The sequence below is a fragment of the Candidatus Palauibacter australiensis genome (assembly GCA_026705295.1).
GTDB classification, from domain to species: domain Bacteria; phylum Gemmatimonadota; class Gemmatimonadetes; order Palauibacterales; family Palauibacteraceae; genus Palauibacter; species Palauibacter australiensis.
Genome location: JAPPBA010000162.1, coordinates 1 through 11777 on the forward strand (window position 1 = coordinate 1; position 11777 = coordinate 11777).

Sequence of the window (11777 nt, forward strand, 5' to 3'; positions counted from 1 at the left end):
GCCGGGGATGATCCACCTGTGTGAGGACCCCGGCGTGATCGGACAGGCGTTCTTCGTCATGGAGCACGTGGAGGGGCGGGTGCCGTCGGCCCCGGGCTTGCCCGAAGTCGAATCTCCGGCGGAACGGGCGGCGATCTACGACGCGATGAACGAGGCGCTGGCGCGGCTCCATGCGGTCGACTGGGCGGCCGTCGGTCTGGGGGACTACGGAAAACCGTCGGACTACGTGGCGCGGCAGATCACCGTCTGGACGCGACAGTACGAAGCGGCCCGGATCGACCCGATCCCCGCGATGGAGGCGCTCAGCGAGTGGCTGCCCGCCCACATCCCCGCCAGCGACGCGTCCGGGGAGGAGACGACGATCGCCCACGGCGACTACCGGCTCGACAACATGATCCTGCACCCGACCGAACCGCGCGTGCTCGCGATCGTGGACTGGGAGTTGTCGACCCTGGGCCACCCTCTGGCCGACCTCGCCTATAACTGCATGACGTACCACCTGCCCGAGGGGCCCCTGTGGAAGGGGCTGGGGGAGGTGGACTGCGAGGCGCTGGGGATTCCGTCGGAGGAGGACTACGTGACCGCGTACTGCCGGCGGACGGGGCGTGAGGGGGTGCCGGACTGGGAGTTCTTCATGGCTTTTGGCCTCTTCCGCCTCGCCTCGATCTGCCAGGGCGTGTACGCGCGGGCCCTCCAGGGCAACGCGAGTTCGCGGAACGCGCTGGAAGTCGGCGCCAAGGCGCCGATGCTGGCCGAAGCCGGCTGGAGCTTCGCCCGCCGCGCCTGAAGTCCGCCCGGAGCGCCTGAGGTCCGCACCGCGCGGTCGAGCCTGCCGGAGGTGCCGGAGGCCCGCGGCGACCCCTACGTCCCGCGCGGCCCCCGCAGTTCCAGCTTCGCGAGCGCCTCGAGGTGGACCTCGTCCGGGCCGTCGGCGAGGCGCAGGGTGCGGGAATGCGCGTAGGCCGCGGCCAGCCAGGTGTCGGGGCTGACGCCGAGGGCGCCGTGGACCTGGATCGCCTGGTCGAGGACGCGGCAGGCCATGCGCGGCGCGACGACCTTGATCATCGCGATCTCGCGGCGCGCCGCCTTGTTGCCGACGGCGTCCATCATGTGGGCGGCGTGCAGCGTGAGGAGCCGGGCCTGGTCGACCGCGATGCGGCACTCGGCGAGCGCGTGGCGGAGCGCGCCCTTCTCGGCGAGGGGGCCGGAGAAGGCGACGCGGGTCCTCGCCCGCTCGGCCATGTCCTCGATTGCACGCTCGGCGACGCCGATGAGCCGCATGCAATGGTGGATGCGGCCGGGGCCGAGGCGACCCTGCGCGATCTCGAACCCGCGGCCCGGCCCGAGGAGCATGTTCCCGGCCGGCACGCGGACGTCGGTGAAGCGCACCTCGCCGTGGCCGACCGGGGCGCTGTCGTAGCCGAACACGCCGAGCGGCCGCACGACCTCGATGCCGGCGGCGTCGCGCGGCACGAGCACCATCGACTGCTGCCGGTGGCGCGCCGCGTCCGGGTCCGTCTTTCCCATGAAGATGAACAGCCGGCACTCCGCCCGGGGGGCCTGCGTCGCCCACCACTTGTGGCCGTTGATGACCCACTCGTCCCCGTCGCGGACGATGGAGGAGCGGATGTTCGTTGCGTCCGACGAGGCCACGTCCGGCTCCGTCATCGCGAACGACGAGCGGATCTCCCCCGCCAGCAGCGGCTCGAGCCACTCCTCCCGCTGCGCCGGCGTCCCGTAGCGGGCCAACGTCTCCATGTTGCCGGTGTCCGGCGCGTTGCAGTTGAAGACCTCGGGCGCCCATTCGACGCGTCCCATGACCTCGCAGATGAGCGCGTACTCGAGGTTCGACAGACCCGCGCCGCAGCGGGAGTCCGGGTCCTTGTCTCCCGGATCCGCGCCCCCCGGACCCGCGTCCCGGCCGCGTCCCGGCTCCGCGTCGGGCGGGAGGAAGAGGTTCCACAGTCCCTCATCCCGCGCACGCGCCTTCAGCGTCTCGAGGATCGGCGGCGTGGAGAACCGGTTCTCCGCCGCTTCGACCTCGCGGTGGAAGGTCTCCTCGTGGGGGTGAACGTGCGCCTCCATGAAGGCGCGCACGCGTGCCTGGAGTTCGAGGGACCGTGTGGAGAAGAGGGCTGGGGCGTTCACGCGCGCTCCGTCGGAATGTCTGGTCAGAGTCAGGGTGTCGGATCAGTGTCGGGGTCGCGGGGTCCGGGTCGCGGTCGGGGTGACATTGTCGGGGTGGGCCCCAAGATTAGCGGGCCTTCCGACGGAAACAACGGGCACCGCCAGCGGCACCGCTACCGGCCCGGCGGCTGGCACCTCCAGGGACTCGGGGATGAGCGAACGGCACATGGGGCTCTACGGCGCGACGTCACTCGGCGTCGGCGCGATCGTGGGGGGCGGGGTCCTCGCGCTCGCAGGCGTCGCGTTCGCGACCGCGGGTCCGGCCGCCATCCTCGCCTTCGGCCTCAACGGGGGGATCGCGTTCCTCACTGCGATGAGCTTCGCGCGCCTCGCGCGCCGCTTCCCGGAATCGGGCGGCATCTACACGTACGCGAAGAAGGTGCTCTCGATCGAGGTCGCCTTCATCGTGGGGTGGGTGGTCTGGTTCGCGTCCATCGTCGCGGGCGTGCTCTACGCGCTGGGCTTCGCGGCGTTCCTCGTGGAAGGCCTGGAGCGTCTCGCGCCGGCGCTCGGCATGTCTGCGGACTGGCTCGGACACGGCGGGACGCAGATCGGGCTGTCGATCGCGGCGGTCGTGGGCTACTCGATCTTCCTCGTCCAGCGCGCCGCCGGCGGAGGCAACGCGGCCACCATCGGAAAGGTCGTCGTGTTCGCGGTGCTCATCGCCGGGGGCTTCGTGGCCTGGCTCGTCGGTTCCGCCGGGTCTCCCGCCGAGACGCTGGGGCGCCTGAGTCCGTTCGCCCCGGAAGGCGCGCTCGGCCTGCTGCAGGCCATGGGCTACACCTTCATCGCCCTGCAGGGCTTCGACCTCATCGCCGCCGTCGGAGGGGAGGTCCGCGATCCGGAGCGTACCGTGCCGCGGGCGATGTACCTGTCGCTCGGAATCGCGCTCGTCGTCTACATTCCCCTGCTCGTCGTGGTCGCGACGGTCGGCGCGCCGCCCGAGGGGATCCAGGCCGCGGCGGACGCGCACCCGGAGGAGCTCGTGGCTGTGGCGGCTGAGCGCTTCATGGGCCCGGCCGGGTACTGGCTCGTGATCGGGGCCGGACTCATGGGGATGCTGTCGGCGTTGCACGCGAACCTGTTCGGGGCCTCGCGCGTCGCGTTCTCGATGGCGCGGGACCGGACGCTGCCACATCACGTGGGCGAGATGCGGGCACGCACGGGGACGCCCGCCATCGCTGTGGCCGCGACGGGCGCGATGATGATGCTCATCGCCGTCGCAGTGGGGAACGTCGCCGCAGCCGGCGCCGCGGCGAGCCTGATCTTCCTGGTCTCGTTCGCCATGGTGCACTGGGCCGCGATGCTGGCCCGCCTGCGCTCGGGCCACCCGCGGCCGGCCGCGCTCCCGGTGGCCGGCGCCGCCCTCTGCCTGGGGCTGGCCATCTTCCAGGCCATCGCCGTGCCGGAGGCGGGGCGCGTCGTCGCGGTGTGGCTCGGACTCGGGGCGGTGCTCTACCTCACGTTCCTTGCGCCCGGCGCCCGCGTCGCCGACGCAAGCGCCCAGGCCCGGGATCCCGACCTGGCGCGGCTGCGCGGCCGCAGCCCCCTGGTCCTCGTTCCGATCGGGAATCCCGCCAGCGCGGCGAGCCTCGTCGACGTGGCCACGACCGTGCGCGCCCCGAACGTCGGGCGGCTCCTGCTGCTGTCGGTGATCCCGCGCGAGGGGCGTCCCGCCGTCTCCCTCGATGCGGTCGTGCGGGATGCCAAGGACATCCTGGGCGAGTCCGTGGGGCGCGGTCTCGAAGGCTCGGTCCCGCCGGAGACGCTGTTCACGATCGCGTCGGACGTGTGGAGCGAGATCGCCCGCGTGGCCAACAACCGCACGTGCGAAACGGTGCTTGTGGGCCTGCCGCGACTCTCGGAGCCCGGGGTGGAGTCACGGCTTGAAGGTCTCATCTCCAGAATCGCCGCGGACGTGGTCATCGTGCGGGCGCCGCCCCGCTGGCGGATCGCGGAGACGAGGCGCGTACTCGTCCCCGTGAGCGGGCGGCGCGACCACAGCGAACTGCGCGCCCGCCTGCTCGGCAGTCTGTCGCGTTCCTCCGAGCCGTGGGTCACGTTCCTGCGCACGCTCCAAGCCGGCACGCCCGTCGACCAGCGCCAGAGGCTCGAGCGCGGCATCCGCCGACTCGCCAGAGACGAGGCCGCGGGGCCGCATGAGGTGGCCTTCGAATACACCGACGAACCCGTCGAACCGTTGGCGAGACTGGGACAGAAAAGCGATCTCGTGGTGATGGGGATGGAACGGCGGGGCCGCGGCGAACCGGCGATCGGCGACTTCGCCCTGGAGGTGGCCCGGAGGACGGACGTGCCGCTCATCCTCCTCGGCCGGCGGCGCCACGCCGGAACGCTCGCCGCGCGAGGCCTCGCGCAGGCGGTGTCGACGATGCAGAGGCCGGGGCTGGGGCCGGGGCAGGGGTCGGGACCGTGACGGCCGACGTCATCGTCGTCCTCGCCATCGTCGCGGTGGCGGTCGTCCTCTTCGTCACGGAATGGGTCCGCTACGACGGCGTGGCGCTCATGGTGCTCCTGTCGCTAGCGATCTCCGGCGTCATCCCGATGGCCCGCGCCATCGAGGGGTTCGCCAACCCCGCCGTGGTCACGATCGCGGCCGTGCTCGTGCTCAGCGGCGGACTCTACAAGACGGGTGTCGCGAACGTCGTCGGCGCGCAGGTGTTGCGGCTCGCGGGGGATTCTCCCGTGCGGGTCACGGCGCTGCTGATGCTCACGTCGGGGCTCATGTCGGGGGTGATGAACAACACGGCGGCGGTCGCGCTCCTGATCCCGGTCGTGATCGACATCTCCCGCCGTCTCGGCATGCGCCCGTCCCGGCTGCTGATCCCGCTTTCCTTCGCCGCGCTCCTCGGCGGCATGACGACCCTGATCGGAACGGGGCCCAACATCCTCCTCTCGAGCATACTCGAGCGCATGGGGCAGGGGGGATTCGGTTTCTTCGCCTTCACCCCCGTCGGCGCGACTGCGCTCACCCTCGGGGTCCTGTACGTGGTCCTCGCGGGGAGGCACTTCCTTCCGGACCGGTCCACCGGGGACGACGAAGGGGGCGACGAGATCGACCTCACCGGCCGCTACCATTTCGCCGAGTCGCTGCTCACGCTCCGGATTCCGTCCGACTCGGCACTGGACGGGTGCTCGCTCGTCGAGGCACGGCTCGGGCAGGCGCTCGGGTACGACCTCCTGGCCGTGCGCCGCAAAGGGCACCTCGTGCGGGCCCCGGAGCGGGACTTCCGGCTTCGAAGCGGCGACGTGCTCATCGTCGAAGGGCGGATCGAGGCGCTCGAACGCCTGCGCGCCTGGGGTCGCCTCGTCAGGCACAGGGAATCGGAAGACGCGCTGGGACGTCTCGTGAAGGACTCGACGGTGCTGGCCGAAGTCGAGATCGCCGGGAAGTCGGACCTCGTCGGCAGCACGGTTCAACGCATCGATTTCCGCAACCGTTTCCAGGCCCATGTCGTCGCCATCCGGCGCGGCGGGCAGGTGCTGGGCGGCTCGTTCCAGACGGTGCAACTCGAGGCGGGGGACGCACTTCTCCTGCTCGGCCGCGAGGACCAACTCCAGCAACTCCGCTACGCGACGGAGTTCTCATCCGTCGGCTGGACGGACATCGGCTCCGCTACCGAGGAGTACGAACTGTACCGATGGTTGATGCGGCTCCACATCCCGGACGGGTCCTGGCTGGACGGGCGGACGCTCGCGGCCTCCCGTCTGCGGGGCGCCTTCGATCTCACGGTGCTGGAGATCGAGCGCGACGGCGGCGACATCGCCCTGCCGCACGCCTCGGAGAGGATGCGGGCGGGCGACCGCCTCATCGTCGAGGGGGCCCCGGCCTGCTTCGCCGTGCTGGAGGCGCTGCAGGAGCTGGTCACGGTGGATGAACGACCCTCCGTGGGCGAGCTGGAGTCGGAGGATGTCGGGTTCGCCGAGGTCACGCTGGCTCCGAGTTCCGATCTGGTGGGGAAGACGCTGCGCGAGGTCCTCTTCCGGGAGTCCTACGGACTGAACCTGCTCTCGATCTTCCGCGGGGGACGGGCCTTTCACTCGAACCTCCGCATCTCGAGCATGGCGCTCGAGTTCGGGGACGCGCTCCTCGTCTACGGCAACCGGAAGAAGATCGCGCTGGTCGCCCGCGACCCGCGCTTCCTCGTCCTCCACGGACAGCTCCACGAGGTGTTCCGCGTCCACAAGGCGTGGATCGCCAGTGGGGTCATGGTGGGGTTCATCCTTGCGGCCTCCCTGAACCTGCTCCCCGTGTACATCGCCGCGCTGCTCGGGGCGCTCCTGATGGTGTGTACGGGGTGCGTGAAGGGGAACGAGGTCTACACCTTCGTGGAATGGCGGGTCGTCATGCTCCTTGGGGGGATGCTCGCGCTCGGGCTCGCGATGGAGGACTCCGGCACGGCGGAACTCATCGCGCGTGAGGTCGTGGGCCGGGCGGCGGAGATGGGACCGCGGGTGCTCATCGCGAGCCTCTTCCTCATCTGCGCGCTCGCGGCGCAGTTCGTCCCCACCTCGGCGGTGGCCGTGCTCGTCGCGCCGATCGCGCTCAGCGCCGCGACCGAACTGGATCTCTCGGCGCGGGCCCTGCTCATGGTCGTCGCGGTGGGGTCCTCGTGCGCCTTCCTGAGCCCCTTCGGCCACCCGGTGAACCTGCTCGTGATGGGCGTGGGCGGCTACAAGGTCGTGGACTACACGAAGGTCGGCGCGCCGCTCTTCCTGCTCCTGCTGCTGATGGTCGTCTTCTTCCTCCCCATCGTCTGGCCGCTGTAGGCAGGCGGGGGGCCGCGCGAGATGCTGTGTGCGAGATGGCCCGCCCCGGGTCGATCGGGCGCCTTCAGTCGAGGTGGGCGAGTTCGGTTTCGATGCGTTCCCAGGCGCCGATGAGTTCGTCGAGTTCGCTCTGCCGGGAGGCGCGTTCGGTTTCGAGTGTGCGCACTTCCTCGACGGGGGTGTCGGCGTAGAAGGCGGGGTCGGCGAAGATCTCGTCGATCTCGGCGAGGCGGGTCTCGGTCGCCTGGATCCGCTTCGTAACGTCGTTCAGCTTTTTCCGCAGCGAGCCGCCGCGGTAGCGGTTCCGGTTGCCCCGCGCGATGCCCGCGTTGGCACCACGTCGCGAGTTGCCCCCGGCGGGGAGGTCGGCGGCGCTGCGGGTTCCGGCGGCGGCATCGCGGGCGGCGCGCTTCTCTCTCCGGGCCTTGAGGACGACGGTGTCGACATCGAGGTGGTCGTCCCCGCAGTAGTGGACGTACTCCTCGTAGCTTCCCCGGAAGTCGCGGATCCCGTCCTCGGAGATCTCGACGATGCGGGTCGCGAGCTGCGAGACGAACCAGCGGTCGTGCGAGACGAGGATGAGCGTGCCGTCGTAGCTACGGAGGGCTTCGACCAGCGACTCGATGGATTCGAGGTCGAGGTGGTTCGTGGGTTCGTCGAGGACGAGGACGTTGGGTCGCTCGATCGCCATCCGGCAGAAGACGAGGCGGGCGGCCTCGCCGCCGGAGAGGTTGCCGACCCGTTTCTTCGCGTCGTCGCCGGAGAAGAGCACGCGCCCCATCTCGCCGCGCACGAACCCGAGCGTCCGGCCGGCGCAGAAACCCGCGATCCAGTCCTCGGCCGTCTGCCCCGGCGAATCGAAGCGGGCCTCCTGGTCCTGCGCGAAATAGCTCGGGTGCGTCTCGTAGCCCCACGAGACGCGGCCGGCGTCGGATTCGAGTTCGCCCATGACGATCTTGAGCAGGGTGGATTTCCCGATCCCGTTGGGGCCCATGATCGCCATGCGGTCCCCGCGCTCGAGGGTGAGATCGACGCCGTGCAGGACTTCGTTCAGCTCGTCACCGTCCCCGAACGCCTTCTTCACGTCTTCGACGCCGAGAACGGTACGGCCGCTCGGACGGCGGGACTCGAAGCGGAAGTTCGGATAGCGGCGCGAGGAGACGGGGAGCGGCTGCAGCGCCTCCGCCCGCTTCTCTATGAGACGCAGCTTGCTCTGGGCCTGCCGCGCCTTGCTTGCCTTGGCCCGGAAGCGGTCGACGAACTGTCGGTGGTGGGCGATCTCGCGCTCGCGGTTCGCGAGTTCCTTCTCACGTCTCTCCTGGTCCTCCCTCTTTCGGATCAGATAGTCGTCATAGTTGCCCTTGTACGCGGTGACCGTCTCATAGTCGATGTCGAGAATGTGCGTGGCGATATTGTCGAGAAAACGGTGGTCGTGGGAGATGACGACGATCGCTCCCTTGAACTCCCGCAGAAACTTCTCGAGCCAGCGGATGGAGAGGATGTCGAGGTGGTTCGTCGGCTCGTCGAGAAGGAGGACGTCGGGCGCGCCGGCGAGTGCCTGGGCGAGCAGCACGCGGAGCTTGAACCCGCCGGAGAGGGTGGAGAGCGGACGGCGGTGGATCTCGCTCGGGAAGCCGAGGCCCTCGAGGATCTCGCCCGCGCGGGCCTCGGCCGTGTAGCCGTCGTGGCGCTGGAAGGTCTCCTCGAGTTCGGAGAAACGGTCGGCGTCGAAGTCTCCATCTTCCGCCTCGATCAGCGCCTCCCGTTCGACCATGGCGCGCCACAGGTCCGGGTTCCCCATCAGGGTGGCGCCGAGGATCTCCTCCTCGTCGTGGAGGAAGTGGTCCTGGCGCAGGACGCCGACCTGGAGGCGCTTCGGGATGGTGACGGATCCCTCCGTCGCGTCCTCGGTGCCGCCGAGGATGTTGAGGAGCGTGGTCTTGCCCGATCCGTTCGCGCCCACGAGGCCGTAGCACTCGCCGGGGTTGAGGAGGAACGTCGCGTCGCGGAAGAGGACCTGGCCGCCGAACGCCTTTCCGAGGCTGGAGACGGTGATCATGGCTGGAGTGGCGAGGACGGACTGCGGGTCAGCAGGACACGCAGTTGTGGTTATTCTTCGAGCCGAGGCTCTCGAGCAGCGCGACGGCCTCGGGGAAGGGCTGGGTGCGCTGGTAGGGGCCGTTCGCCATGTCGGCGGTGGTCTGGCCGACGCGGCTCACGGCGGTCGGGTCCGCGCCGCGCTCGACGAGAAAGCGGATGACCTCGAGGTCGCCGCGCGAGGCCGCGTTGTGGAGCGGCGTGTAGCCCTCGTCGTCGCGCTGGTTCACGTCGGCGCCGAGTTCCTCGACGAGATAGCGGATGGCCGGCAGCCAGCCGTCCGGGACGTAGCGGTGGGCGTTGCTGGGGAAGCCCTGGCCGTAGCCGATGCCGGTCGCGGCGTGGATGGGATAGTCGGCGGGGCCGCCCACGGGCACGGGGGGGACGCCGGACAGGTCGCGCTTCTCGCGGTCCCAGGCCGGGAGACGCCGCGGGGGCACCTTGATCGTGGCGAGGTGGGGGTCGGCGCCGTACTCGACGAGAAGCTTCATCGCCTCAACGTCCAGCGAGTACGCGGCGCGCCAGAACGGGGTCGCGCCCTTCAGGTCGATCTGCAGGAGGTCGAAGTTGTACGACACCCACCACAGGTGCTTCTCGAGACGGGCATTGGGGTCCACGCCCGCGTCGAGCAGGCGTCGCATGATGTCGAGATAGCCGTGCCGCTGCTGCCCGTAGGCGTGCTGCTGCGGGTAGCGCGATTTCGGCGCCCAGTGCGCGTTGAGGGCGGCGAAGAGCGGCGTCGCGCCGGCGGCGGAGGCGAGCTGGGGATCGGCCCCGGCCTCGAACAGTTCCATGGCGAGGTCGAAGTGGCCGTTGATCATCGCGATGAGCATGGGGCTCGTACGGTCGCCGCCGCTCACCTGGTCGATGTCCGCGCCGCCCCCGATGAGCGCACGCACGGTGCCGGCGTGCCCTTCGCGGGCGGCGTGAAGCAGAGCCGTCATGCCGCCGTGGCCGCCGATCAGGTCGCCGTAGCCAAGCGGCTCGGGCTCCTCGATCGGGCGCTCGTAACCCTCTTCGTCCTCCACGACAGGACGCGCGCCCGAGACTTCCGAGCCGGCGACCAGGGGCTTGTCGGACGGCGCGGGGCGCGGTGGCACGGGAGGTTCGGGCTCGCCGCGCATCCGCGCGCTGCGGGCGCGGCGGTCGGCCTGCGACCACTCGGTCACGGCCGTGATGTCCGTCACCCACGTCGCGAGGGCGGGATCCGCGCCGCCGTCGAGCAGCGCGCGCGCGGCGGCTTCCCGGCCGAGCGCCGCGGCGTACATGAGCGGCGTCTGGCCCCAGCGCGCCTCCCGGACGTCGGCGTCGCCGCCGTGCTCCAGGAGCAGGCGAACGGCGTCCGCGCTGCCCGCGGCGGCGGCGAGGTGCAGCGGGGTCGCGCCGCCTACGTCTTCGGTGGTCGCGGTCTGCTCCGCGCCGCCGTCGAGCAGGAGGCGCACGACCGGCGCGCTGCCGACTTCGCTCGCGAGGTGCAGCGGCGTGTAGGCGCCGATGCGGGTGATGGCGCCGACATCGGCGCCCGCCTCGAGGAGCAGCCCGGCCAGGTCGCCGTTCGCGGCGCGCGCCGCCCAGTGGAGCGCGGTCATGCCGTCGCCCTGCGGCGCGTTCACGTCTGCGCCATCGGAGAGGAGCGCCCGCACGGCGGCGAGATCGCCCGTCATCGCGGCGTCGGCGACCGGCGAATCGGGCGAGAGCGCGCCGCTCAGAAGTACCGCCAGCAGCGCGACCGCCGGCGGCTTCAGCGCCGCGGCCATCCGGCGGCGCCCGTCCCGCTTCACGAGCCGGCCGCGCTCGTGTCGGGGGCGGCGAGCGACAGGGCGCCGGTGCTGTCTCCGAACCGCTCGACGTCCTCCAGCCCGAGCGTGTGCATGAGCGAGAGGAGCGCGTTGGCCATCGGCGTGCCCGGCGCGGCCCGCACGTGGAGCCCGCCGTCCAGCTTCCCGTTCGCGCCGCCGGCCACGAACAGGGGGCAGCGCTTGTGGTTGTGTACGTTGGGATCGCCCATCGGCGAGCCGTAGATGACCATCGTTTTCTCGAGCAGATCCGTCTCGCCGTCCATCGTGTTCCGCAGCCGCTCGAGCAGGTACGGGACCATCGACACGTGGAAGCGGTTGATCTGCGCGAAGTCGTCGATGTTCTCTTCGTCGGCGCCGTGGTGCGAGGCCGGGTGGAACGGCTTGTCGACGCCGCTCTCGGGGAAGACCCGGGCCGACGAGTCGCGCCCCAGCTTGAATGAGAACACGCGCGTCATGTCGGACTCGAAGGCGAGCGCCTGGAGGTCGAACATCAACTGCACGTGCTCGACGAACGAGTCGGGCACGCCGGCCGGCGCCTCGGGAAGCGCCCGCTCGTCGCCGCTCCGGTTCTGCGTCTCCACGCGCTCGATGCGCCGCTCGATCTCCCGCACGTTGTCGAGGTAGCGGTCGAGCCGGCGGACGTCGACGGGTCCCAGCTCCCGGCGGAGTTCACCGATGCGGCCCGCGATGAAGTCGAGCACGCTCCGGTTCGCCCGGCGGCGGGCGGCGCGTTCCTCCGCACTCCCTCCGGCGCCGAACAACTGGTCGAACGCGACCCTCGGATCGCGGATCATGGGGAGCGGTTCCGTCGGTGACTTCCAGCTGATCGTGTCCGTGTAGACGCAGGCGTAGCCGTACGCGCAGCCCCCCGACTGGTCCACGTTCTCGATGCAGAGCTGCATGGAG

The 11777-nt window shown here is 70.7% G+C and carries 7 protein-coding genes; 3 read left to right on the plus strand and 4 right to left on the minus strand.

The genetic code is table 11. From position 1 onward, the window contains the following. Positions 1-787, plus strand: a 787-nt coding sequence (locus tag OXN85_13540; protein MCY3600984.1) for a phosphotransferase, incomplete at its 5' end; no start/stop codon positions are given. Positions 788-861: 74 nt separating this feature from the next. Here OXN85_13540 and OXN85_13545 read toward each other — a convergent pair. Further along, complete coding sequence (locus OXN85_13545) at positions 862-2148, minus strand: acyl-CoA dehydrogenase family protein (GenBank protein ID MCY3600985.1); 1287 nt, start codon at positions 2146-2148, stop codon at positions 862-864. Positions 2149-2338: 190 nt separating this feature from the next. Here OXN85_13545 and OXN85_13550 point away from each other — a divergent pair, with 190 nt between their 5' ends. Together OXN85_13550 and OXN85_13555 are read left to right on the plus strand one after the other, a co-directional pair. Next, positions 2339-4621, plus strand: a complete 2283-nt coding sequence (locus tag OXN85_13550) for an amino acid permease (protein MCY3600986.1) — start codon at positions 2339-2341, stop codon at positions 4619-4621. After that, on the plus strand, positions 4618-6975 hold the full coding sequence (locus OXN85_13555) for an SLC13 family permease (GenBank protein MCY3600987.1): 2358 nt from the start codon (positions 4618-4620) through the stop codon (positions 6973-6975). The genes OXN85_13550 and OXN85_13555 overlap by 4 nt, the downstream gene beginning before the upstream one ends. 64 nt (positions 6976-7039) lie before the next feature. Here the strand turns inward: OXN85_13555 and OXN85_13560 are convergent, their stop codons facing one another. The 3 genes from OXN85_13560 to OXN85_13570 form a co-directional block, all read right to left on the minus strand. Next, positions 7040-9034, minus strand: a complete 1995-nt coding sequence (locus OXN85_13560; protein ID MCY3600988.1) for an ATP-binding cassette domain-containing protein — start codon at positions 9032-9034, stop codon at positions 7040-7042. Between the two features lie 28 nt (positions 9035-9062). Beyond that, a complete protein-coding gene (locus OXN85_13565; protein ID MCY3600989.1) occupies positions 9063-10853 on the minus strand; it encodes an ankyrin repeat domain-containing protein in 1791 nt (596 codons plus the stop codon). After that, on the minus strand, positions 10850-11777 hold a 928-nt coding region (locus tag OXN85_13570; GenBank protein ID MCY3600990.1), incomplete at its 5' end, for a DUF1552 domain-containing protein. The genes OXN85_13565 and OXN85_13570, both read right to left, overlap by 4 nt.